Origin of the sequence: Chitinophaga alhagiae (assembly GCF_003568665.1) — a bacterium.
GTDB lineage: Bacteria > Bacteroidota > Bacteroidia > Chitinophagales > Chitinophagaceae > Chitinophaga > Chitinophaga alhagiae.
The window spans coordinates 290,099-313,759 of record NZ_QXMH01000003.1; the positions used below are offsets into that span (position 1 = coordinate 290,099).

General features: G+C 54.2%; 18 protein-coding genes. 10 read left to right on the plus strand and 8 right to left on the minus strand.

Annotated elements, in window-relative coordinates; genetic code table 11:
* Positions 1 to 13: 13 nt before the first annotated feature.
* The 3 genes from D3A97_RS17470 to D3A97_RS17480 form a co-directional block, all read right to left on the minus strand.
* Complete coding sequence (locus D3A97_RS17470; RefSeq protein ID WP_198674048.1) at positions 14 to 3,256, minus strand: SusC/RagA family TonB-linked outer membrane protein; 3,243 nt, start codon at positions 3,254 to 3,256, stop codon at positions 14 to 16.
* A 290-nt stretch (positions 3,257 to 3,546) separates the two neighbouring features.
* Positions 3,547 to 4,476 (minus strand): dihydrodipicolinate synthase family protein, encoded by a 930-nt coding sequence (locus D3A97_RS17475; RefSeq protein ID WP_119079816.1) that lies wholly within the window; start codon positions 4,474 to 4,476, stop codon positions 3,547 to 3,549.
* Positions 4,473 to 5,687, minus strand: a complete 1,215-nt coding sequence (locus D3A97_RS17480; protein ID WP_119079817.1) for a sialidase family protein — start codon at positions 5,685 to 5,687, stop codon at positions 4,473 to 4,475. Before D3A97_RS17480 ends, D3A97_RS17475 begins: the two co-directional genes overlap by 4 nt.
* Positions 5,688 to 5,825: 138 nt before the next feature.
* On the opposite strand from D3A97_RS17480, the gene D3A97_RS17485 reads away from it, so the two are divergent.
* Genes D3A97_RS17485 through D3A97_RS17495 form a run of 3 tightly spaced genes read left to right on the plus strand, consistent with a single transcriptional unit; the run spans position 5,826 to position 8,737 of the window.
* The gene (locus D3A97_RS17485) at positions 5,826 to 6,284 is read left to right on the plus strand and encodes a DoxX family protein (RefSeq protein ID WP_119080161.1); all 459 of its coding nucleotides are present in this window, start codon (positions 5,826 to 5,828) and stop codon (positions 6,282 to 6,284) included.
* 39 nt (positions 6,285 to 6,323) lie between these two features.
* Positions 6,324 to 8,096: a sensor histidine kinase gene (locus tag D3A97_RS17490; RefSeq protein WP_119079818.1), complete on the plus strand. Its 1,773-nt coding sequence runs from the start codon at positions 6,324 to 6,326 to the stop codon at positions 8,094 to 8,096.
* Between the two features lie 8 nt (positions 8,097 to 8,104).
* Positions 8,105 to 8,737 (plus strand): response regulator, encoded by a 633-nt coding sequence (locus D3A97_RS17495; RefSeq protein WP_119079819.1) that lies wholly within the window; start codon positions 8,105 to 8,107, stop codon positions 8,735 to 8,737.
* A gap of 18 nt (positions 8,738 to 8,755) precedes the next feature.
* Here the strand turns inward: D3A97_RS17495 and D3A97_RS17500 are convergent, their stop codons facing one another.
* The 3 genes from D3A97_RS17500 to D3A97_RS17510 form a co-directional block, all read right to left on the minus strand.
* Positions 8,756 to 9,931, minus strand: a complete 1,176-nt coding sequence (locus tag D3A97_RS17500; RefSeq protein ID WP_119079820.1) for an AGE family epimerase/isomerase — start codon at positions 9,929 to 9,931, stop codon at positions 8,756 to 8,758.
* Positions 9,932 to 9,963: 32 nt separating this feature from the next.
* Positions 9,964 to 11,271: a Kelch repeat-containing protein gene (locus D3A97_RS17505; protein ID WP_157986605.1), complete on the minus strand. Its 1,308-nt coding sequence runs from the start codon at positions 11,269 to 11,271 to the stop codon at positions 9,964 to 9,966.
* Between the two features lie 122 nt (positions 11,272 to 11,393).
* Complete coding sequence (locus D3A97_RS17510) at positions 11,394 to 11,924, minus strand: hypothetical protein (protein WP_157986606.1); 531 nt, start codon at positions 11,922 to 11,924, stop codon at positions 11,394 to 11,396.
* A 431-nt stretch (positions 11,925 to 12,355) separates the two neighbouring features.
* Between D3A97_RS17510 and D3A97_RS17515 the strand changes: the two genes are divergently transcribed.
* The 5 genes from D3A97_RS17515 (at position 12,356) to D3A97_RS17535 (ending at position 17,918) form a co-directional block, all read left to right on the plus strand.
* Positions 12,356 to 13,942, plus strand: a complete 1,587-nt coding sequence (locus tag D3A97_RS17515; RefSeq protein ID WP_119080162.1) for an FMN-binding glutamate synthase family protein — start codon at positions 12,356 to 12,358, stop codon at positions 13,940 to 13,942.
* Positions 13,943 to 14,085: 143 nt separating this feature from the next.
* Positions 14,086 to 14,604 (plus strand): class I SAM-dependent methyltransferase, encoded by a 519-nt coding sequence (locus D3A97_RS17520; RefSeq protein WP_119079823.1) that lies wholly within the window; start codon positions 14,086 to 14,088, stop codon positions 14,602 to 14,604.
* 45 nt (positions 14,605 to 14,649) lie between these two features.
* Positions 14,650 to 15,891, plus strand: a complete 1,242-nt coding sequence (locus tag D3A97_RS17525) for a DEAD/DEAH box helicase (protein WP_119079824.1) — start codon at positions 14,650 to 14,652, stop codon at positions 15,889 to 15,891.
* Positions 15,892 to 15,927: 36 nt separating this feature from the next.
* On the plus strand, positions 15,928 to 16,692 hold the full coding sequence (locus tag D3A97_RS17530; RefSeq protein ID WP_119079825.1) for a 3-keto-disaccharide hydrolase: 765 nt from the start codon (positions 15,928 to 15,930) through the stop codon (positions 16,690 to 16,692).
* 113 nt (positions 16,693 to 16,805) lie between these two features.
* Entirely contained in the window at positions 16,806 to 17,918 is a 1,113-nt protein-coding gene (locus tag D3A97_RS17535; RefSeq protein ID WP_119079826.1) for an epoxide hydrolase family protein, read from the plus strand.
* 63 nt (positions 17,919 to 17,981) lie between these two features.
* Here D3A97_RS17535 and D3A97_RS17540 read toward each other — a convergent pair whose 3' ends face one another.
* Positions 17,982 to 18,875, minus strand: a complete 894-nt coding sequence (locus tag D3A97_RS17540; protein WP_119079827.1) for a class I SAM-dependent methyltransferase — start codon at positions 18,873 to 18,875, stop codon at positions 17,982 to 17,984.
* 213 nt (positions 18,876 to 19,088) lie between these two features.
* On the opposite strand from D3A97_RS17540, the gene D3A97_RS17545 reads away from it, so the two are divergent.
* Both D3A97_RS17545 and D3A97_RS17550 read left to right on the plus strand, forming a co-directional pair.
* Positions 19,089 to 20,591: a flavin-containing monooxygenase gene (locus tag D3A97_RS17545; RefSeq protein ID WP_119079828.1), complete on the plus strand. Its 1,503-nt coding sequence runs from the start codon at positions 19,089 to 19,091 to the stop codon at positions 20,589 to 20,591.
* Positions 20,592 to 20,594: 3 nt separating this feature from the next.
* Positions 20,595 to 22,931, plus strand: a complete 2,337-nt coding sequence (locus tag D3A97_RS17550) for an ATP-binding protein (protein ID WP_119079829.1) — start codon at positions 20,595 to 20,597, stop codon at positions 22,929 to 22,931.
* Here D3A97_RS17550 and D3A97_RS17555 read toward each other — a convergent pair.
* Positions 22,900 to 23,658 (minus strand): LytR/AlgR family response regulator transcription factor, encoded by a 759-nt coding sequence (locus tag D3A97_RS17555; RefSeq protein ID WP_119079830.1) that lies wholly within the window; start codon positions 23,656 to 23,658, stop codon positions 22,900 to 22,902. The two genes, D3A97_RS17550 and D3A97_RS17555, sit on opposite strands and share 32 nt — an antisense overlap.
* Between the last annotated feature and the right edge of the window lie 3 nt (positions 23,659 to 23,661).

The following is a 23,661-nucleotide window of genomic DNA, read 5'->3' on the forward strand; positions in this document are numbered from 1 at the left end:
TTGCAAGTTTGTGTTAGAAAGTGAGGTTCAGGCCAACGGCATATACCTTGAAAAGCGGGTACACGCTTCCGCCGTAACCACCGTCTACCGTTTCAGGGTCGAACATGGTAGCCATTTTGGTAATGGTGAAAAGGTTTTCGCCGGATGCGTATACACGCAGCTTCTGCACCCCTATTTTTCTTGTAAGCAAAGCGGGCAGCGTATAGCCTACCTGCAGGTTCTTCAGCCGCAGATACGCCGCGTTCTGCAAGTAGCCTGATTGTACCACCTGGCTCTTGGTGCTGAACAGCGGACGCGGGTAATAGGAGTCCAGGTTGAGGCCCAGGGGGTGATTGGGATCGTCCCGAAAATAATCTGTATGTTCTGTTAAACCGGCGGAGGAATAAATGGTATTGGATGCACCCCAGAAATAATAGCTGTTCTGGAAGTAATCGCGTTTCAGCACACCTTGGAAGAAAGCCCTGAAGTCAATGCCTTTCCAGTCTGCCCCAATATCCACCCCGGTTAGGTAACGCGGCGAGTTGTTGCCGATCAGTATCAGGTCTCCGTGGTCCCCGATGGTATTAGCACCGTTGGAGATCCTGCCGTCTCCATTCACGTCTGCAAACATCAGGTCTCCGGCCCGCCAGTTATTGCCCAGTGCATCCTGCCCGCCGTTAGGCAATGCCTTCAGGTGGTCGTCCATCTGCTGCTGCGTTTTGGCGATGCCGATGGTCTGGTATCCCCAAATTTCGCCCGTCAAGCGGCCGCTGTTGTAAGTATTCAGGGCGCCGGTGGGGTTGGGATAACGGGTTATTCTCGTTCTGCTGTCGGAGAGCGTAAGCCTTACGTAGTAACCCAGGCCGTTGCGGAGCTGGTCTTTCCAGTTCAGTTCCAACTCCCAGCCCATGGTCTTCAGGTCTGTATTGTTAGACCTAGGCACGCCTGTACCTAGTATTACCGGCAGTTCGGGCGCGGGGCCTATCATGTTGAGCGTATAGCGCGTATAATATTCTACCGTGGCGGTGAGCCTGTTGCGCAAAAAGGCAGCATCTACACCTACGTTCCACGTTCTCACCTTTTCCCAGGAGAGGTTGGAACTGATAAGGCCGGGCGCGGAAGCTGTATTGGGCTTGGCGCCGTTCACCAGCCAGCTGCCGTTAGAGCTCCATACGGGCATGGTGGTGTACGTAGGGTACCAGTCTGTAGTGTTCTGGTTGCCCAGCTCGCCAATGGAGCCGCGGACCTTGAACTGGTTCACATATTTTTCAAGCGGGGCCCAGAACGCTTCCTTGTCCAGGTTCCAGCCGGCGGAGGCGGAGGGAGAGTACATCCAGCGCATATCCTCCCGGAAGCGGGAAGAACCGTCGTACCGCAGGTTTACTTCCAACAGGTACTTGCTCTTGTAGTCATAGTTCAGACGCCCAAAAAAGCCTTGCGTGGCCCATTTCTGGTTATTGCCGCCCGCAACGGGAGGCACCGGCTTACCGTTGGCATCGTTGCCGGAGGTAAGGTCAAGCACAGGCAGCAAAGGCACTATCAGCCCTTCCCGCTGCGCGGTGAACCAGCGTGTTTTGGTCTCTTCCATTTGCATACCGCCCAACACCTTGAAATTGTGCTGGCCAAATGAACGGGCGTATTCTGAATAAATATTGGCGTTCAGGTAATTGGTACGGCCGGCCTCTTCATGCACGTGAGAAGCGGACTGGTACAGGTAGGGATTGCCCGCTACATCGTGGTTAAAGAGCTGCTGAATATCCCAGTGATAGAAATCGTTGTCTACACTGTAGTTCAGGTCTGCAAATATTTTCCAGCCTGCCAGCGGCTCAATGGTGAGCTTGAGCTGCTGGGAGTTCACATCATACTGTTTGGCGCCACGGCCGCCATCGCGCAGGCCCAATGCCGGCGAAGGCGAATCGTACAGAAAGCCGTTGTTATCATACAGGGGCAACATGGGCCAGCCCTGCGTACCTATTACCTGGTTGATGTTATTGGTCATTCTGCTGGGGCGCTCAAACTCTTCGCGGCTGAAGCGCTGAATGAACGCAATGGAGGCCCAGTCTGTCAATTTCGCGTTGATGCGCGCGGTGAGGTTGTACCGTTTGAACTTGTCTTCGCCAAAACGCATAAAACCTTTCTGGTCAAGAAAGTTGCCGGAGAGAAAATACGTGATGTTCTCCTTGCCGCCGCTGGCGCTGAGGGAATATTCCTGCGCCGGGGAATGCGGTTTATAGATCGCCTTGTACCAATCCACGTTATCATTCCCTTCATAATACCCGTCTGCCCAGATGTTGGGCTGGCCGGGGCGGGGAATAATGGTGGTCTTTATTTTCCCGTCCATATAATCTTTGATGCGCTGCACCCTTTCAGGCGTAAAGTAAACACCCCGGCCGGAGTTGACGTTGGCATCATTAAAGTAATTGGCAAAGGTGTAAGAGTCCATCGTTTTCGGGATCAGCACCGGGCGGCTGGAACGGTAGTTGGCGCTGGCGTTTATAATGGTCTTGCCCGCCCTGCCCTGTTTGGTAGTGATGAGGATAACGCCGAAGGGCGCCCTGGAGCCGTAGATGGATGAAGCCGCCGCATCTTTCAGTACGGAAATGTTATCGATGTCTTGCGGGCTGATGGAATTGATGTCTCCCTCCATGCCGTCTATCAGCACCAGCGGCGCGGCGCTGGAGCCCTGGCCAATAGTACCTACCCCGCGGATGTTGATAGAGGGCCGGTTTTCCATGCTGCCGGCCAGCGCTCCGCTCTGCGAAATGTTCAGGCCGGGAGAAATGCCCTGCAGCGCCTGCGCTACGTTAGATACCGGGCGTGATTCCAGCGTTTTGGCGCTGATGGTAGATACCGCGCCGGTGAGGTTCGTCTTTTTCTGCGTGCCGTAGCCCACTACCACCGCGGCCTCCAGGTTTTGCACGGAAGCAGCCATCACCACATCTATCACAACCCGTTTCCCGATCTCGATCTCCTGCTCCTGCATGCCGATGAACTTGAAGACCAGCACTTTGGCGCCATCTGGCGCTTTTAATTCATACATGCCCTGCGCGTTGGTTACCGCGCCGGCGAAAGTGCCTTTCACCACCACGGTTACGCCGGGCAGGGGCTGGCCGTTCTGATCGGTCACCTTGCCTTTGATGGTTACATCAAAAGCAAAGGCCGGCGTAAGGGCACAGAGGAACAATAACAATATTGCCATGCATTTAACCGGCAATTGCAGCGGCATCCACCGGCATATGCCGGGAGGCGCGCCATGGGCGTTCATAACGAAGGTCATTGGATTTGTTTTTATTATTACGTGGATAATGGAGATGCCGGGCATGCAACACGGGTTCCAGCTAAGAATATAACCAGGCGAAACGTGTATGTAAGTGTTTTAGTTCGGTGAAAAAAGCTGACCTCTACGTGATCTCTTGTGAAATTAACAGACGGCTACGTGATCCCTAACGGCATAAATTTATCGTGCTGCCCTGCTTTATGAAATGGAGAAAACCGTTATAAAAATGGAGAATATTATGGTTTTGCCATGTGGTAACATAGCGGCAACATGGGGTTAACATAACCACCTTATTCAAAAAATTCCGGCAGCAAATTCTGGCATGCCTGCCGCACGGCGGCCACTTCTTTTTCGGGTACCCAGCGGTAAGGCCAGCGCAGCCGTGTGCCTACGTTGGCCCAGCCGCCTACCGCGGCCAGCAGCTTATCTACCGCCTGGTTGGAATAACCCTGCTGCGTGATGTACGGCACAATATGTTCCGTCATGAACTGCTGTATGCGGGCTTCCAGCTCCAGTGCCACAGGCATGTTGACCAGCATGGTATTATACCATTGCTGCGCTACGCCCGGATGCAGGCAGGCTACGTTGGAATACGCCCCGTGCGCGCCGCGCTGCACACCGGTGGCCAGGTGATGGCCGGGGATGAAAACAGACAGCTCCGGGTTGAGGCCCAGCATGTTGCGGTACCAGGACTCATCGCCACCGGGCAGCTTGCAGCCGGCCAGCGTAACGCCCGCCTCGCGGATGGCCTTGAAATCTGCGGGCGTTAAACGCTTTTTGGCATGCGGAGGATTGTACAGCACCAGCGGCACCGGGCCGGCGGCCTGCTGCATTACGCGCAGGTATGCAATGATCTCCTCCATGGAAGGCGGGAACCAGTCCGGCAATATCACCTGCACGGCGGATGGCTCCCAGTCCAGGCTCCGCTTCAGCCGCTCCAGCGATACCTGCGGGCTCATATGGCTGCAGCCTACCTGGAAGGGCATGCCCGCCTTGTTGCATTTTTCCGCGAGCAGCGCGTTCACTGCGTCAAACTCCTGTTCTGTCTGGTTGTAAAACTCACCGGCGGTGCCGTTGGAGTAAATACCGTCTACCCGCATAACGATCAACTGGTCTATTTCCTCCGCCAGTCTTGTAAGGTCAATACTTTCGTCTTCGTTCACGGGCAATATCAATGTAGCCCAGTTACCGCGTATTTCGCGGGCGCGTAATGGGATCATGGTTCTGTTGTGCCGTTTAATATCCAGGGAAGGTTGAATTTGTGAAACTCTATTGATTTGTTGCTGGTGCTGCTGGCATGCACGTCTTCATTGATCTCTATGAGCGCGCCCACGCAGTAATCTGCCGTTTTGATCATGCTGGAATAACCGCCCTTTGCGATGGTGATGGCCGCATAATCGCAGGTGTTCCAGTTATAGATCTGCCTGCTTTTGGCCCAGGTGGCGCCGTCATCGTAGCTGATGCGCACGGTCATGTTGCAGCGTTTGTCTGTAGTGTTAGGATTGAGGAAAATAATGCGGTGCGGCGTGTCTGTATTATAACGGATCATGGAGCCTTCGCACTTCGGGTCGTTCAGGGTATTGTCTACCGTCCATGCTGCAAAGCCGCCGGCTATGGTGCCTACCGACTTGCGGCGCCGCTTGGCGGCGTTCCAGAGCGTGGTGCCGGGGCGGTCGTTCCGGAGCAGAGAGCCGTCCATCCGTTCTACAATAGTGCCTTCGTCTGTACCGCCGGGGATGAGCTGGTAGTGCCAGGTTTGCCCATGATCGTCGCTGTAGATATTTCTGCCGTACGCGGGTATGATGAGGCGGCCGGGCGTACCGGTCACGGTTTGTATGCCGATGCCGGGGCCCATGGCATCCCAGGTGTAGGAAGGCGGTAGCAAGGTGGCGCTCATGTCTTGCGGGGTTGACCAGGTAGCGCCATGATCGTCACTATAAGCGGAAAACACCCGCCGGTCTCCCCAGGCCTGTATGTCTGCCCAAGCGGCTTTGGTACCATCGTTCCAGGACATGAACAGCCATACCCTGCCGTTGGTGCCCTGGTGCCAGTCGTACACCGCTGTGGGGTTGCCCCAGGTGCCGTTACCGGCTGCGGCCACTTCTCCGAGGGCAGACCAGGTGGCGCCGTTGTTGGTAGAGCGTTTGAACACGATGTTTATGTCTCCCCAGTCACTGGGGCTCCAGCGGCGGCCTTCCGCAAAGGCAATGAGGGTGCCGTTCTTGGTTTTGACGATGGAAGGGATGCGGAAAGAATGGTAAATGCTTTCATTGCCGCCGTTGAACAGCAAAAGGCTGGTATGCACCGGTGAGGCGGCGGCCTGTACATTAGCCGCGGCCAGGGCTGGCGGTAACGTGGCGGCACTTTCCTGCGGGGATTTGCTGCAGGCCAGGTGCATCAGCCAGGCAGCCAGTAGAATAGTGTTCTTCATAAGGGGTGGATTTATGTATGTAGATATGTTCTACATATAAAAATACAGCAGGTAACTGACATTGCCAAAATATGGGGTACTTTTACGGCGCTGGTGCATCCGGCATGGTATTTCAACAACATAAAACTGTTTTACGGAATGATAGTGCTGCTGGTATTGCTCGTTACATTTGGCATAGCCCTGGTGGCGTTAAAACTGATCACCAGGGTATGGAACCCTTATCTCAGCGGTTGCATTGCCATGTGCGCCATGTTATGTTTTGCGGCACTGGGCCATTTTCTTTACCCGGCCGGCATGGAAATGATGATGCCGTCTTTCATTCCTTTCAAAAAAGGGCTGGTGTTCATCACCGGCCTGCTGGAAATTGCCGGCGGCATAGGCCTGCTCTTTCAGCATTACCGCCGTACGGCCGCCCTGCTGCTGATCATTTTTTTTATACTGGTGTTGCCCGCCAATATTTACGCGGCGCTGCATCACATCAACTACCAGACCGCCACTACCGGTGGCCCCGGCCCTGAATACCTGTGGCTGCGCGTGCCCATGCAGCTGGTGTTCATAGCCTGGGTATGGTTTTTCGGGTGGAGAAGAGGGCGGTAATTTTTTCTTATCTTGCTGGCTGTCTTATCCCATGCCCACATGCAGAGAGCGCTTTTACTAACCTGCCTGTTGCTGTTACGCCTGATGGCGGCCGCACAGCTACCCGTGTTCGGGGTGTTTGAAGATACCAGCCGCACCATGCAGGCCGGGGCCGTGCATGCGGCGTACAAAGCCGGCCAGTTCAGGCCCCTGCCCTCCGCTTACCTTAATCCCGGTTTTACGAAGTCTGTTTTCTGGGTGGCGCTGACGCAGCCACCGCCAGCGGGAGAATGGTACCTGGTGGCAGACAATGCGCACATTAACCACCTGGAGTTTTACGCGGTAACAGATACCGCGGCCCTGTTGTATGTTACGGGAGATTTCCATCCTTTTGCCCAGCGCCCGCTGCGCTATAATACCTTTGCTTTTCCACTGGCGGCCCGCGCGCCGCTGTACCTGCTGAAAGCAGACAAGCACCATGAGTCCCTGCAGGCCCCGCTCTTCCTGCGTACCCGTGACGCGCTGCAGCGGCAGCAGGTAACGGAAACGCTGGTGAATGGCATTTTTACAGGCGTTATTGTGCTCATCATCCTCTTCGGTATTTTCCTCTACCTTACCACGCGCGACGGGGTATACGGCTGGTATGCGCTCTACGTTGCCGCCGTGCTGCTGTGGATATGGAGCAACAAGGGCCTGGGCTTCCATTACCTCTGGCCTGATTCCGTTTTCTTTGCCAGCCGTGCCCGCGCCTTGTTCGTGGTGCTGACCCTTACGCTCACCCTGCAGTTCCTCATTGCCTACCTGGGCATACGGAAAACCTGGCCTATCAGGGTTTTCCAGGCCGTATGGCTGCTCTTTGCCGTGCTCATCCTCTGGCCGGTGCCGTATACCGACTTTGTACAGGCCAGCCTGCTCATCCAGCAGGCACTACCCGTTTTTTCGTTGCTGGTAGTGGGTTTCATGGGCTGGCTGCTGGTGCGGGAGGTACGGCATAAAAACAGCGCAGCCCTTATTTACCTGCTGGCTACAGGGGTATTCATCGTTTTTGTGGTATTGGAAAATCTGTACCACCTGGGCCGGGTGAAGCTGCCGGAATTTGTGGCCCACTACGGCGTGTTCCTGGGCGTAGTACTGGAAATGATCATCATCACCTTTGGCCTGGCCGCCCGCTTCAACAGCTACCGCAGAGAAAAAGAGACCGCGCTACTGCAACTGGCGCGCCAGCAAAAGGAACTGACAGACACCATTGTAACGGTGGAAGAAAAAGAAAGGAAGGCCCTCGCAGACCGCCTGCACGATGAAATTGGCGCTATGCTGTCTCTCACCTCCCTGCAGGTGAACGCCGGTAAAACGGCGCAGGCCGCCCTGCTGCTGAAAGACATCAGCAGCACCGTGCGCAACATCAGCCACCAGCTCACCCCCGTGGCCATGGAAAAATACGGGCTGCGGCATGCTATTGAAGACATGGTGCAGTTGGCCAATGCCTCCGGCAAAATTCACATAGAGCTGGTCATTATCGGCTTCTCAAAAGAGAAAGAGTTCCCGCCCAACTTTTTGCATACGTTATACCGCATTGTGCAGGAACTGCTGCAGAACATACTGAAACATGCCGGCGCGGGCAATGTACTGCTACAGCTGGTGGAGCTGGAAGACAGCTGCACCCTGCTGGCGGAAGACAATGGCAAAGGCATGCACCTGCCGCCTGACGGTGCGGGTTTCCTGCGCAGCATCAGCGCCAAGGTGGCCTACCTGGAAGGCATCATGAACATAGACAGCTCACCGGGCAACGGCATGCTCGTGAACATTGAACTACCATTACCTGTAAAACCGTAAACTGAATTATGCTTACCCGCTTACTCATTGCAGACGACCACCAGTTACTGACAGACGGCCTCATAGTTGTGCTGCAGCAAAACCCCGACTGGGAAATACTGGAACCCGTGAACAATGGCCGCGCCCTGCTGGCCCGGCTGGCGGAAACACGGGTAGACCTGGTGCTGCTGGATCTGAACATGCCGCAGATAGACGGTATCCGCGCCCTCGGCATTATGAAAAGAGAATTTCCGCATCTTAAGATACTGGTGCTTACCAACTATAACCAGCCGCAGCTGCTGGCGGAAGTAAAGAAACTGGGCGCAGACGGGTACATGCTGAAAAATGCGTCTGCCGCCGCACTGCAGGGGGCCATACAAGGCATTCTTGCGGGGCAGCCTTATTTCGAGGAACTGACACCTTCTTCCGTGCCGCTACCCGCTTACTTTCTTGACGAGTTCATGAAAAAATACCACCTCACCAAACGCGAAGTGGAGATCATCAAAATGGTGGGCAGCGAGCTGACCAGTAAAGAGATCGGCAACCAGTTGTCTATTTCGGAGCTGACGGTGAACACGCACCGCAAGAATATTTTGCGCAAGCTGGAACTGAAGAATACGGCGGGCTTGCTGAACTTTGCCAAGCAGCACGGGATACTTTGACCTTGCGGCCGCATCGTACTACAATCGTTTCATGGCTTCCAGGCAGGCACGGCTGTGATGGAAGGGGCTTTTCCAGAGCCCTATCTTTTCTTCGTCCATCAGGGTATTGTCTTTTCGTACGCCCCAGAACCATTCTCCGCCTTTTTTATCTTGCAGGTAACTGCATACAAACTGCCAGCAATCCTGCGCGTATTGCAGGTAAGCGGGGTTGTTACTGAGCTGCCAGGCGTTGATGAAGGCAATGATGCCTTCGGCCTGCGGCCACCAGAGCTTTTCCGGTACCAGGTGTTTATGTTCGGGCGCAAACTCGTTCCAGAAACCGCCGTCCGCATCCTGCCCTTCCCTGCCGGCTTCTGCCATTTGCAACGCCAGCGGGCGCAGCTTCTCCAGCATGGCCTCATCACCAGTGGCCTCGGCGGCGGCGGGCAGCAGCCAGCTGGCCGCCATATCGTACCCATAAGAAATATGCGTACTCTTCAGCTTCCAGTCGTTCTCGAAAAACAATTGCAGGTGGGCGGATGTTTTATCGATGATCTTGTCGTAGAAAACTACCAGCAGGTCGTGGATATGGGTTTTCAGGCCTTCGTCCGGCCATATGGCATAAAGATTAACGTATGCTTCCAGCAGTTGGAGATGCGTACCGGCAGATTTTTTCTCGTTGGCATCCCGGGTGAACATGCGCAGGTCCCGGATATCTTTCCAGTCCCTGCTGAAAGCCTGCACATAACCGCCGTTCACACAATCATAACTATACAGTTGCACCAGGCTGTAGAGGCCAATAGCCCTGTCTAGCGCTACCTTGTGCTGCGTGATCTTGTAATATTCCGCAAAGGCATCTATAACGCGGGCAATGGCGTACACCTGCTTTTTGGTCTCCACGGGGTTGCCGGTGTAGTCTACACTCCACACTACGCCGCCATATTCATTATCCAGGAAATATTCCACCATATAGGAAAAGGCGCGGTGGGCCGCTTGCAGGTATGGCGGATGCTGCGTGGCGCTGTAGCCCGCGGCAAAGGCCCGCAGAATACCGGCGTTCAGCACGGCGCCCTTAATAGCAAAGGGATCAGGAGCGTTGTTGTTAAAGAGCTTTCCGTAAAAGCCCCCAAACTTCTCATCAATACTGTACCGCAGCCAGAAATCAAGTATGGCGTTGAGTTCCGCCTGCAGTTCCTGCTTCAGTTTTTCCTGCATGACCGTTTGGTTTACCGGGAATAACATCCCGCTTAGTTCATTTGTCCCCTCCAGACCTCCTGCACACCGGCGCCATCGTTCTGCCCGCCCAATATCCAGATCACCTTGTTGCTGGTAAAGGCATCAAAGTATGCTCTTTGGGGAAAGTCTGCGGGCAGCGCACGGGAATCTTCAGGGTCAGTGATCTTTGCCCAGTTCAGCCCATCGTCTGCAGACACCCAGAGGTCGTTGTACGTGGCGCTGTTGTCCGCGCCGCCAATGAGCAGCAACTGGGCCTTATTCACCAGCACTTTGTGGCCGTTGCGCGCGGGCGGCGGGGTTTGGGCGGCTACCTTGGTCCAGGTAACGCCATCTGCCGTATTCCACACATCGTTGAGGTATTGCTGGTTGTTGTCAATACCGCCGGTGAGCCATATCCGGTCTTTATACACAAATACTGCTGGGTTGGAACGCGGAGGGAAAGTGGCGGCAGCGGTCACCTTCGTCCAGGTAACGCCATCCGCGGTATTCCACACGTCATTGAGTGCGGTACCGTTCAAGGAAGGATTGCCGCCGGCCGGCAACAGGCTGCCGCCTATTACCCAGAGCTTATCCTGGAACACTACGGCGTTGAGGCGTTCCCGTGGGCTCCACCTTGCGGCGGGATCTGTGGCTTCAGATACCGTCCAGCTGGTGCCATCTTCAGAGCTCCATATCTTGTTCAACACGGCGTCTTTGGTAAGGCCGCCCAGCAACCAGAGCTTATTCTGGAAGGTAGCCATGCGGCCGTGCGCGGCCAGCGGAAGAGAATCTTTTTTATTGTCTGCCGCCTTTACCCGTATCCAGGTGGCGCCGTTGTTGGTGTAATACATGCCGAAGCTGGCAGGGGTAGTGTTCACAGCCGGGGTGAAGGCGGCGGTATAGATAGCGGTACCGAACACGGTGGCCGTTGCATCCAGAAAGCGGCCAAAACCAGGGCCGGTCATTTTCTGCCAGGATACGGCCTTGGGGTCAAGCGTCTTGATCACCCTGACGGTGTAATTCCGTACTGTTTTGCCATCTTCCGCCACTACCGTATAGGTAATGGGGTTGCGGAAATCATTGACGGTAACGCCGCTTACCTGTACGGAGTCCCCTACTTTCAACACGGAGCCGGGCGTTAGCCCGAAAGTGGCTTTGAGGGCGCGGATGTCTGTAGCATAATGTATACTGTCCGGACTGTTATAAACCGTGCGTGCAAGCTGGTTGACCACAAAAGGCTGATCCAGCCCCAGCCCGGGAATGTCAAATTCCAGGATGCCTGCCATTTTACTGGTCCTTTCTTCCTTTTCACAAGAAGTAATGATAAACAAACCGATCAAAAGAATACAGATAACATGAATGTTCTTCCGGTGCATAATAGATCTAACTTTCGTTTCCGCGTGGGAATAGCCGCGGGAGGCGGGTGCTTCCGGCATTAAAGATAGATCATTTTCCGGAGCGGTCAGTGAATATTCGTCTTGAGCCGGGCAACCGCCATTTTACGGTCAGATTCCAGCTCCCTGATAAAAGGCAGCGCATCCTGTATATACAGGCGGGTGCTGAGTTCCAGGTAATTATCCAACTGGAAGAACATGGCCGCGCGGTTGCCGCCCAGGAGCTTGATCATACGACGGTAAAAACGGGTTTGCAGGGCAACGAACTCCTTGTCGTTCCGGATGATGTTCTTCGTGAGAGAGTTCATCATTGGCTCGTCCAGCGACGTGTATTTTTCGTTGTACACTTTCAGCAGGGCTATCCTTTCCTGTATGTAAGGGTCTTTCTCCGTCTCGTACTGGCTCAGCGCTTCCAGGAACAGCGGCCGTTCTCCGCGTGATACTTTGAGGTAATTGCAGAAAAGGTCTTCCCGGCTTCTGCCAAAAAGGTCCAGCACAATATCATTATCCGGGAGAATGGCTGCGGTACTGTCTTGCGCAGAGGCGGGCATGCAGGTAACAATAGCTGCCAGCAAACATAACAGTTTAAAATGTCTCATAACATCCGTTTTATGCGTATACACGCAGTGAAGCGATACAAGAATGATGCTGTTGTTATGCTTATGGTGCTGCTGCTTTAACTATCGACAGAATTTGCCGGGGTCGGTACTATGGATAACGTGAGAGATGCAGCATTTGTTGTGCGGGGACGGGTAGCCCTGCGCAGCAACAGCTCCCGGGCTCACGCCGGCGCACCAACCGGAAAGTGCCCGCCGGAAATGCAGGAGGTATTATATATAACGTAAAGCGGGGAAAATTAGACGTTTCCCATAAAAAGCCCGCTTTCCATGGCTTTTGTTCATAAATACCCGGAAATACTATCACAACATTCAATCCTCTGCGGGTAATAGCGGGTTTGGGCGGGCATTTCAGCCATTTCAGCCGTAACGGTTTATTCCCTAAATTTGCCGTTGATTTAAACGAGACCAACATGCGGAAAGGATTTATTATCAGTGGAATTATTGGCATCATCGGCAGTTCTTTGCTGGGCTTTTATGCAAGCCCCTGGTGGTATGTACTGCTGGCAGTAGTACTGACCCTCTTTGTAATGGGTATTAATGATATGATGCAGACCCGCCATTCCATTATGCGCACCTACCCTGTTTTCGGGCGTATGCGTTACTGGATGGAAGCGCTGCGGCCCAAGATGTACCAGTATTTTGTGGAATCTGACATAGACGGCCGGCCCATTAACCGGATAGACCGGTCTACCATTTACCAGCGCGCCAAACAGGAAATGGACACCATGCCTTTTGGCACCCAGCTGGACGTGTATGAAGAAGGGTATGAATGGATGAGCCATTCCATTTCCCCGAAAGACTTTCACAAGCTGGACCATAACCCGCGGGTGACCATCGGCAACAAGGATTGCAAGCAACCTTATTCCGCCAGCATCTTCAACGTATCAGCCATGAGCTTCGGCTCCCTGAGCAGCAACGCCATTGAAGCGCTGAACGCGGGCGCCAAGATCGGCAACTTTGCACATAATACCGGGGAAGGCGGCATCAGCCCCTATCACCTCAAACATAAGGGAGACATCATCTGGCAGGTAGGCACCGGCTACTTCGGCTGCCGGGACGATGACGGTAATTTCTCCCCGGAGCTGTTTACCCAAACCTCTTCAGCCCCGCAGATCAGGATGATAGAGCTGAAGCTCTCACAGGGCGCCAAACCCGGCCACGGCGGCATATTGCCCGCCAAAAAGAACACGCCCGAAATTGCGGCCATCCGGCACGTGAAGCCCAACACCACCATTTATTCACCGCCCTACCATAGCGCCTTTAACACGCCCCGGGAACTGATACTGCTCCTGCACCAGATGCGCGGGCTCTCCGGCGGCAAACCGGTAGGCATGAAACTGTGCATTGGCCGCAAAAGCGAGTTCATAGGCATCTGCAAGGCCATGATAGAACTGGACATTTACCCGGACTTCATTACGGTAGACGGTGGCGAAGGCGGCACCGGCGCGGCGCCGCAGGAATTTTCCAACCACGTTGGCGCGCCCCTGCTGGACGGGCTGGCCTTTGTACACAATATGCTGGTGGGCTTCAACATCCGCCACCATATCAAGATCATAGCCTCCGGCAAGATACTCTCCGGCTTTCACCTGCTGCGCGCCATAGCGCTGGGAGCAGACGCCTGCAACAGCGCCCGCGCCATGATGATGGCCCTGGGTTGCATACAGGCCCTGCAATGCAACTCCAACAAATGCCCCACCGGCGTTGCCACGCAAGACCCCGCCCTGACCATTGGCCTGGTGGTGGAAGACAAAAAACAACGTGTGGCCAATTACCACGAAGACACCGTGAAAACCTTTGTGGAACTGATGGGCGCCGCCGGCATAGACGATTACAAAAAGCTCACGCGCTCCCATATCTACCGCCGTGTATTCATGAACGAAGTGAGAACGCTGGAAGACATTTTCCCCAGCCTGGAGCCCAGCTGCATGCTGGTCAACAAAATTCCGGAAAGGTATAAGCAGGACTATGAAATGGCCCACGCGGACCGTTGGTACTAACATAGCTTCATCAATTATTCAAAGGCTGCTCTAAGGGCAGCCTTTTTTTATTTTCACCCATACCGCACAAATCCCTCACATCCGGCTGTTTGGAATTTTCGTAATTATATAATATATTCATAATGATAATATGACAAGACCGTATGAAAGCGAACGAGCGATTTAACTGGGCAGTGGAAATGCTGCATGTACATCCGGCAGACCATATCCTGGAGATTGGTTGCGGGCATGGCATAGCGGTCTCTCTCATTGCCCCCGGGCTGAAAAGCGGGTCTATTACCGCCATAGACATCTCCCAAACCATGATAGACAAGGCCATGAAACGCAATGAGACCAATAATGCGGCTTTTATTGCCGGCACGCTGGAAGAGGCCGGTCTCCCGGAACGGCAGTTTGATAAGGTATTTGCCTTCAATGTGAACATCTTCCATAAAGGGCCCGGCAGGGAACTGCCGTTGATACGCCGCTGCCTAGCGCCCAACGGGGTGTTGTACGTTTTTCACCAGCCCCCTCCAACAGACAGCATGAAGGTGGCCCAGGGCTTTGCGGACGCCATTACCGCGCAGCTGCAGAAACACCACTTTACAGTTAAAGACGTTCTCCTGAAAAAACTGAGCCCCAGCCCCTGTGTATGCGTTATTTCCCAACCATCCGCGCAATAACGTTCATTTCTCTACCTTTGTACCCTTTAGCACAAGCTGTAGCGCATGAAATTTGAACAATACCGTATTGCAGAGGAAATCAAGAGAAGCCTGGAAGACCTTGGGTTTAAACGGCCCACCGATATTCAATACAAGGCCATTCCCTCCATTCTGAAAGGAGATGACGTGCTGGCCATTGCCCAAACGGGCACCGGCAAAACCGCCGCCTTTGCCATTCCCATACTGCAGCTCATGCACCAGCAAAGCCGCTCCCGCTCCAAAGGCGCTGTAAAGTGCCTCGTCATGGTACCCACGCGCGAGCTGGCCATCCAGATATCAGACGTGTTCAAACAGCTGGGCAAACATACCCGGGTAGACATTATGGGCCTGTTTGGCGGCGTGGAACAGGAGGCCCAGATCAAAAAGCTGGAAAAAGGCGTGGATGTGCTGATTGCCACCCCCGGCCGTATGTTTGACCTGATCAGCCAGGGCCATCTCGACCTTAGCTACGTGCAGACCCTCATCCTGGACGAGGCGGACCATATGCTGGACCTCGGCTTCATCCGCGATATCCGGGACGTGATCAAACGCCTGCCCCGTCATCACCAGACCCTCTTCTTCTCCGCTACCATAGATGAAGAGATCAAAGACCTGGCGTATTCCATTGTTCGCAACCCTATCCGCATACAGATCTCCCCGGAAGACCCCGTTTCCAAAAATGTGAGCCACTCCGTAGCATATGTGGAAATGGACGATAAACGCTTTTTCCTGGAACGGCTGGTAAAGGAGTTCCCGGAAAAGAAAATACTGGTATTTGTACGTACCAAGGTAAGGGCGGAACGGGTAGCCGCAGCCATGGAAAGGGTGAACATCCAAACGCTCATCATGCACGGCGGCAAGGAACAGCAAGACCGGCTGGCCGTGATGAACGAGTTCAGGAAAGGAGACGTGAAAGTGCTCATTACCACAGACGTGAATGCCCGGGGCATAGACATCCCGAACGTGGACTACGTGGTGAACTACGACCTGCCGGAAGACCCTGAAAACTACGTGCACCGCGTAGGCCGCACCGGCCGCGGGGTACAGAAAGGGCAAGCGGTATCTTTCTGCAGCGAGGAGGAAAAACCTGTTCTCCGGCAGATACAACAGTACCTCGGCAAAGACATACAGGTGATGAAGATCAATAAAGACGACTACCGCGAAACCATCAGCTTTTCGGAAGAAGTGCCCAACGAAAACTGGCAGCTGCTCATAGACCAGCACGAAGCCGCCATGAAAGCCGCCAAACGAAAAAAGAAAAAGAAATAATTTTTGCTATTTTTAAGCAAAGCCACGTTGCCATTTATGACAAGATCATCCGCTCTCTTACTGCTGCTCTTCCTCTCGTCTGCCTGCATGAAAGCGCAGGAATGGAAACCGCTGTTCAACGGCAAAGACCTGAACGACTGGTACGTAAAGATACACCGCCACCCCGTGGGAGATAACTTTGGCAACACTTTCCGCGCGGAAGACGGCATGATCAAGGTGCGGTATGACCAGTACGGGGATTTTAAAGAGCAATTCGGACATCTTTATTACAAACAGCCATTCTCTTCCTACCACCTGAAGCTGGAATACCGGTTCACGGGCGAATGGGAAAAGACCGCGCCCTCCTACACGATTCTCAACAGCGGCGTGATGTACCATTCCCAAGACCCGCGCACCATGCCTGCCGGGCAGGACTGGCCCATTTCCGTGGAAATGCAGTTCCTGGCCGGCCTGGGAGACGGGCAGCCCCGCCCCACCGGCAACATGTGCTCCCCCGGCACGCATATTGTATACAAGGGCAAGCTGGATACCCGCCACTGCATCAATTCCAGCTCAAAAACATACGGGAAGGACGAATGGGTAAAAGCCGAGCTGATCGTATACGGAGATTCACTGATCACCCATGTTATTAACGGCGATACCGTGCTGCAATATTCCAAACCCCAGATCGGCGGGCCGGTGGTGAACAACTTTGATCCCCAGCAGAAACCCGACGGGAAGGTGCTTTCTTCCGGTTTTATTGCCCTGCAGAGCGAAGGGCAGCCCATCGATTTCAGGAATATCATGATCCGGGAGCTGTAAGGCCCCGCCCGTTTACCCCATACCTCCACTTTTTTTCGTTTGCGGAAAACCTGCTGACACACCGTTGTCATATACACCTGTTAGTTTTACCGTATCATTTAAACCTGATCTATATGCAAACAGTAACACCCTTCAAAATTGACGTTCCCCAACAAATGCTGGAAGACCTGCAACAACGCCTGCAACGTACCCGCTGGGCAGACGCCCCCGAAAATGCCGGCTGGAATTACGGCACCAATCCCGACTATTTAAAAGAGCTGGTGCAGTACTGGGCCACGGGATACGACTGGCGGAAGCATGAAGCGGCGCTCAACCAGTTCCCGCAGTTTAAAGCAGGTATAGACGGCATCAACATTCACTTTCTCCACATCAGGGGAACCGGCCAAAAACCCCACCCCCTGCTGCTCGTACATGGCTGGCCAGACAGTTTTTACCGGTATTACAAGGTCATTCCCATGCTCACGGAATATGACCTGGTGATCCCTTCCATACCGGGTTTCGGCTTTTCCGACCATGTTGCCTGTGACCATGACCGCACGGCCGGTATTTTCGCCAAACTGATGACGGACGTGCTGGGTTATGACACCTACTACGTAGCCGGCGGAGACCTCGGCACAGGCATTGCCAAGTCCATGGCCAACATCTATCCCGGAGCGGTCAAAGCCATTCACCTGACAGACGTGGGGTACGGCACCGGCCAGGAAGACTGGTCACAGATGTCTGCGCCGGAACAGGAGTTCGGCCAGTTCCTGCAGCATTGGTGGTATACGGAAGGCGCTTACAACATGATGCATTCCACCAAACCGCAAACGGTGGCGTTTGGCCTGAATGACTCCCCGGCGGGCCTTGCTTCCTGGATACTGGAAAAATTCAATGCCTGGACGGATAACGGCGGCAACATTGAAAGCGCCGTTACCAAAGACGAGCTGATCACCAACATCATGATCTACTGGGTAACGGAAACCATCAACAGCAGCATGCGCACCTACCTGGAAAATACCCGCGCCATTTATACTTCGGGCGGCCTGCCGCAATCTTACAAACGCGTTGCCGTACCTACCGGTGTTGCCAGCTTTCCCGGTGAAGCGCCCATACCGCGTGAATGGGCGGAGCGCTGGGTGAACGTGCAACGCTTCACCAAAATGCCTAAGGGCGGGCACTTTGCGGCGCTGGAAGTGCCGGAGGCCTGGGTAGGGGAATTGAAAGCATTTTTTGAGGCGGTGTGAGGAATTTGCTATGCAAACTGCGAGGCTGCATTAGCAGCCCCGCAGTTTGCAGGTACGCCCGGGTTATACCCTTATATGCAGGAACAAATTCACGCCCTCCGCTTCGCTGCCCACATGGATGGCACTGCGCCGGGCGCCGGCCTGTAAGGCCATGTCTGTCAGTGCGGCCGCGGAGCGGTGGTGCAGGTACCACTCGCCCATCAGTTCCATGAAATTCTGCGTGGGGTTCTGATCGCTGAAGTTGCCGATGATCACTTCGCCGCCGGGTTTTGTCCAGGCCATGAAGCGGCGCAGCAGCTTAATAAATATATGATCGTCAAAATAATCGAACAGGCCTGCGCTCCACACAATATCATGCTGTTCGGCGGTGCTGTAGCGGAAAATGTTCTGGTGTACAAATTCCACCTGCGCAGCATGGGCCTCGTTCAATTCCCTTGCGTAATTAATGGCATGCTGATCTGCTTCCACACATACAGTGCGCAGGCGCTGCGGGTCTATGGCCGCGTATACTTCCGCCAGGTCCCTGGCGGGGCCGCTGGCCACGTTCAGGAGTTGCAGGGAAGGCCGCTGTTTTAACGCCTGCGTAATGGTGCGGATAAAATAATCTTTCCGGTTACGCACCGCCCTGCAGGCAGGCTGGCCATGCCAGAAGCTGTCCCACTTTTCGAAACGCGCGTCTGCGGATACATGTTCCCGGTAAATTTTGTCTATGATGAGGAAGTCTCCGGCGTAACCGAAAGGCTTGGCCCTTACATGGCCCAGTATGGTACTATCCATCGTGTGGCCGCCAAAGCCGTGTTGCAGCGCGTCCAGTTCCTCCGCGGAAATATTGCCTGCTCTAAATGCTGCGGAAATGGTCTCAAATACGCGGTTTAGCGTTTCGTACTGCGGTACTTCGGGGCCGCCGTTTTTGATGATCTGCCGGAGATAGGCCAGCGGTTCGTTCGTCAGTTTCATTTTGGGGTCTGGTTTTAAGATGAATGATTTGCGTTAACAGGCGTAAAGTTGGGCAGAAGCGGGAAAGGAGCGAAAGCTGAATTAACGGGAACTGTAAACCGGTTAACGGATACGGCGCGGGGCATTTCATTAACCCAAACGCCGCATACATTAACTCCCGCTTTTGTGCTGCCGGTGTGTCATTAATTTCGTTCCATCAAAACCCCAACACACATGAAACACATCGGTATCATCGGCGCCGGCCTCAGCGGCCTGGCTACGGCAAAGGCCTTCCTTCAGCAAGGTTACAGCGTTACCATTATTGAAAAGGCAAAGGCCATCGGCGGCGTTTGGGAAAGCAGCCGCTCTTACCTGGGCGTAGCCACCCAAACCACCCGGGACGAATATGCTTTCTCGGATTTCCCTATGCCTGCTACCTACCCGCAGTGGCCCAGCGGGGCCCAGGTGCAGCGATACCTGGAGAGCTATGCGGAACACTTCGGCGTTACCCCTCACATCCGCTTCCGTACCACCGTTACACACCTGGAATACCGGAATGAAGAATGGCAGATGGAAGTATATGACGAAGCCCTTGACCTTACAGAAAGCCTGCGGTTCCACTTTGTAGCGGTTTGCACCGGCACCTTTCACAAAGCGCACATACCCGCTTTCAAAGGCATGGAAACCTTCACCGGCCGCATTGTTCACTCCAGCCAGGTAAATGACCCCGCGCTGCTGCAGCAACGCTCCGTAGCGGTGGTCGGCTTTGCCAAGTCTGCTACAGACGTTGCCACCCTGGCCGCCGGCCTCGCGGGAGAGTGCCACCTGCTATACCGCAAGGCGCAGTGGAAAGTGCCCCGCTTCTTCGGCAACCTCATCAACATGCGGTACCTGCTGTTTTCCCGTTTTTCAGAAGCGTTCTTTGATGCACCTCATAAAACCGCTTTCCAGAAATTTCTCCACACCGCCGGCCGCCCCATAGTATGGGCGCAATGGCGCGGGCTGGAGCTGTTGCTCAAAAAACAGTTCAGGCTGAATGCCTGCGGCATGGTACCGCAGCACCGCATTGAAGACCAGATCAGCTGCAGCCTCGGCGTGGCGCCGGAAGGGTTCTACGAAAAAGTACACAGTGGCCTCATCAAAGCGCAGCAAACTGAAATAGAGCTGATAGACGGGCCCAATGTATACCTCACCAACGGGCAAGTGCTGCAGCCAGACGTGATCGTTTGCGGCACCGGCTTTACCCAGAGCCTGCCCTTCCTGGAAAGCACCTACCGCGAAGTGCTGACGGGCCGGGATGGCGGCTACCGCCTTTTCCGCAACATCATTCACCCGCAGGTACCGCAACTGGGCTTTGTGGGTTTCAATTCCAGCCTGTTCACCACGCTCACGTCCGAAATAGCCACAAACTGGCTTGTGCGTTATGTAGAGGGCACGCTGCACCTGCCGCCGCAGGCAGCCATGCAGCAAGACATCCAATACATGGCGGAATGGCGGCGTAGCGGAAGGCCTATAGCGGCGGAGTTCAGCGGTACCTGCGTGGCGCCGTTCAACTTCATGCACCTTGACCAGCTGATGCGGGATATGGGCCTGCCCGTTACCGCTACCAGGTGGTGGCCGTATGAATTTTTCAAGCCTATTAACCCGAAAGATTATCGTATTTTGCTGCAGAGAGCGGTCCCGAAGACGCCGGTAACCCCAATACCTGTTTACCGGACGGCAGACATCATCCAATAACATATGCGAAAACCTGGTATCATATCCAACCTGGAAGAAAAGATAAAAGCGCTGGAGGCGGAGAACGTGGCTTTACGTAAAGCCGCCCGCGCCGCCGCGAAAAAGAAAAGTCAGCGGCCGCAGAACGGCGGCGCCTCCGTAAAAGTACCCGCAGAAATGCAGCCGCTGTTCCGCAAGGCGGAAGAAAACGTAAGAAAGTACTTTTCCGATTTCAAGTGGGACCCTTCCAAGGCCGCCATCGAGATCAATGACGAAAGGTATGTGCTGATAAGGGCTTCTGCCCTGTCCAAGGACTTCCTGGACAGCATCCTGAAACTGTATGCGGACCGCGGGGAAGGAGAGGCCTTCACCATTGGCAGAAATTTTTTGTTCGATATTTCCCACGCCCTGGGCCTCAATGACGCCAAGGCTTTCCATGCAAAGATGAACCTCAGCACGCCGCTGTCAAAGCTGTCTGCAGGCCCGGTGCATTTTGCCTATACCGGCTGGGCGTATGTAGACATCCTGCCGGAAAGCAACCCCTCCCCAGATGAAAATTTTTGTTTGTTCTACCATCATCCTTTTTCCTTTGAAGCAGACGCCTGGATACGGGCCGGCGTACAATCCAAAAGCCCCGTATGTATTATGAACGGAGGGTACTCCTCCGGCTGGTGCGAAGAGAGTTTCGGCGTGCCCCTCACCGCTGTGGAAGTAAGCTGCAGGGCGCAGGGGCACAGCCAGTGTACGTTCGTGATGTCTCCTCCCCACCGGATAGAGGAACACATCCAGCAGTTTGCGAAGACGCACCGCAAACGCCATATCAAAAAAACGCCACCGGAAATACCTACTTTCTTTTTGCGTAAAACCGTAGAAGAGCAGATGGAAAAGGCGCGGCTACTGGCGGAAGAATCCTCCCGCGCCAAATCTGATTTTGTGGCCAACATGAGCCATGAGCTGAGAACGCCGCTCAGCGCCATACTGGGGTATACGGACCTGCTGAAGAAAACGAAGCTGGACAATATGCAGCATGATTACCTGGCGGCCATCTACACCTCCGGCAGCAACCTGCTTTCCACCATCAACGATATTATGGACCTCAGCAAGCTGGACGCGCGGAAGATCAGCTTTGAATCCGTTCCCATCCACCTGCCAGACCTGCTGCAATCCATAGAGCTGATGCTGGCCTCCCGCCTGGGGCATAAAAAACTGCAATACATTTCCAGCGTAGACAGGGCATTGAACCAATCCCTGCTGGGAGACAGCGTTCGCCTTACACAGATACTGCTCAACATCATCGGCAACGCCATCAAGTTCACTGAAAAGGGAAAGATCACCGTGCGTTGTGAAATAGAACAGGAAAACCCACAGGGCGTGCAGGTGCTGTTCCGTATATCCGATACCGGCATTGGTATTGCGGCAGACAAACAACAGGTGATATTTGAAAGGTTTACACAGGCAGATTCCGCCATTACCCGCAAATACGGCGGCACTGGCCTGGGCCTGGCCATTACCCGTGAGCTGGTGGAGCTGCAGGGCGGCAGCATTACGTTGAAAAGTGAAGAGAAAAAAGGCACGGAATTTAGCGTACGGCTTCCTTTCCTGAAAGCCGAAGCGCCTGTGGAAGGCAGGCAACAGCCAACTGTCAGCATTAGGGGCAACGGCCTGCATATACTGGTGGTGGAAGACAATGTGCTGAACCAGAAAATGACGCGCATCATGCTGCTGCACAACGGGTTCAGGGTAAGCGTGGCAGATAATGGCCTCAAGGCCATCGCCTTCCTGAAAAAGAACAAGGTAGACCTCATCCTGATGGACCTGCAGATACCAGGCATGGACGGCTACCTGACTACCGGCAAGATCCGCAAGAGCCTCCAGCTCAGCACCCCTATTATTGCCATCACCGCCCATGCCTTCAGCGGCGAGCGGGAAAAATGCATTGCTGCCGGCATGAACGATTACCTGCCCAAACCCTTCCGGGAGCATGAGTTGATGCAGGCCATTGCCAACTGCCGGCAACAGCGGCTGATAGACCTTTCCTTTCTGCGGGAACAGACCCATAACAACACCGCTTTCATCAGGGAAATGGTGCGCACCTTCCTGAAACAAACCCCCAAAGACCTGGCCGCCCTGCAGAAGGCGCTGGCCCGCAAAGACGGCGAGGCGATATATAAAATAGCCCATACCCTGCGCACGTCTATCGGGTTCTTCGGGTTGCAGCAACACATCGGGGAAGACCTGCTGTACATGGAAAAGCACCGGGATTCTGAAGAGAACCGATTCCTGCATGTGCAGGCCATTTGTGAAGAAGCAATGGAGGAACTGCGGCAGCTTACACCATCCGCCTTGTCATCAGCGTCATAAACTCATCTTTCTTTTTGGGAGAAATAGCCACCAGCGCGTCATCACTCATTACGGCGTAGCCGCCGTCCGTTTTCACCCAGCGCTTTACGTCTTTCAGGTTGATCATGTAGGAGTTGTGTATCCTGAAAAAGCCATGCTCGGAGAGGCACAGCTCGTATTCCTTAAGATTTTTGCTGACCATGATCTGCCGCCCGTCCCGCAGGTAAAAGATGGTGTACGGGCCCTTGGCTTCCAGGCGGATGATGTGGGAAAGCGGGATAAAATCCACCCCTTCAGAAGTAGAGAGGCTGATGGAAAAATCTTCTCCCGGCGTTTTGCGAAGGTTCTTCAGCAGCAGTTCCAGCCGGTTGTCTTCCGGGCGCGCGTCCATGTGTTTGATGGCTTTGGCTACCGCCAGTTCCAGCTCTTCCAGGTTGATGGGTTTCAGCAGGTAATCTACCGCGCTGAATTTGATGGCCTTAATAGCATAGTGGTCAAAAGCGGTGGTAAAAATAACATGGAAGTTATGGTGGTTGACCTTTTGCAATACGTCAAAACCGGTACCCGTTTGCATTTCGATATCCATGAATACAAGCGCGGGGTATTTTGTATTGATGAAGGCCACAGCCTCGTCTACATTGGTGGCTACGCCCACCAGTTCCAGCTGGGGACAGAACTCCCGGATAAGGTTTGACAGGAAATCACGGCTCAGCACTTCATCTTCTACAATTAAAGCCTTGTATTTCATATA

Excerpts from the sequence above, each read along its gene's own strand:
- D3A97_RS17470 (WP_198674048.1), bottom strand. The coding sequence starts at position 3,256 with ATGACCTTCGTTATGAACGCCCATGGCGCGCCTCCCGGCATATGCCGG.
- D3A97_RS17475 (WP_119079816.1), bottom strand. The coding sequence starts at position 4,476 with ATGATCCCATTACGCGCCCGCGAAATACGCGGTAACTGGGCTACATTG.
- D3A97_RS17480 (WP_119079817.1), bottom strand. The coding sequence starts at position 5,687 with ATGAAGAACACTATTCTACTGGCTGCCTGGCTGATGCACCTGGCCTGC.
- D3A97_RS17485 (WP_119080161.1), top strand. The coding sequence starts at position 5,826 with ATGATAGTGCTGCTGGTATTGCTCGTTACATTTGGCATAGCCCTGGTG.
- D3A97_RS17490 (WP_119079818.1), top strand. The coding sequence starts at position 6,324 with ATGCAGAGAGCGCTTTTACTAACCTGCCTGTTGCTGTTACGCCTGATG.
- D3A97_RS17495 (WP_119079819.1), top strand. The coding sequence starts at position 8,105 with ATGCTTACCCGCTTACTCATTGCAGACGACCACCAGTTACTGACAGAC.
- D3A97_RS17500 (WP_119079820.1), bottom strand. The coding sequence starts at position 9,931 with ATGCAGGAAAAACTGAAGCAGGAACTGCAGGCGGAACTCAACGCCATA.
- D3A97_RS17510 (WP_157986606.1), bottom strand. The coding sequence starts at position 11,924 with ATGAGACATTTTAAACTGTTATGTTTGCTGGCAGCTATTGTTACCTGC.
- D3A97_RS17515 (WP_119080162.1), top strand. The coding sequence starts at position 12,356 with ATGCGGAAAGGATTTATTATCAGTGGAATTATTGGCATCATCGGCAGT.
- D3A97_RS17520 (WP_119079823.1), top strand. The coding sequence starts at position 14,086 with ATGAAAGCGAACGAGCGATTTAACTGGGCAGTGGAAATGCTGCATGTA.
- D3A97_RS17525 (WP_119079824.1), top strand. The coding sequence starts at position 14,650 with ATGAAATTTGAACAATACCGTATTGCAGAGGAAATCAAGAGAAGCCTG.
- D3A97_RS17530 (WP_119079825.1), top strand. The coding sequence starts at position 15,928 with ATGACAAGATCATCCGCTCTCTTACTGCTGCTCTTCCTCTCGTCTGCC.
- D3A97_RS17535 (WP_119079826.1), top strand. The coding sequence starts at position 16,806 with ATGCAAACAGTAACACCCTTCAAAATTGACGTTCCCCAACAAATGCTG.
- D3A97_RS17540 (WP_119079827.1), bottom strand. The coding sequence starts at position 18,875 with ATGAAACTGACGAACGAACCGCTGGCCTATCTCCGGCAGATCATCAAA.
- D3A97_RS17545 (WP_119079828.1), top strand. The coding sequence starts at position 19,089 with ATGAAACACATCGGTATCATCGGCGCCGGCCTCAGCGGCCTGGCTACG.
- D3A97_RS17550 (WP_119079829.1), top strand. The coding sequence starts at position 20,595 with ATGCGAAAACCTGGTATCATATCCAACCTGGAAGAAAAGATAAAAGCG.
- D3A97_RS17555 (WP_119079830.1), bottom strand. The coding sequence starts at position 23,658 with ATGAAATACAAGGCTTTAATTGTAGAAGATGAAGTGCTGAGCCGTGAT.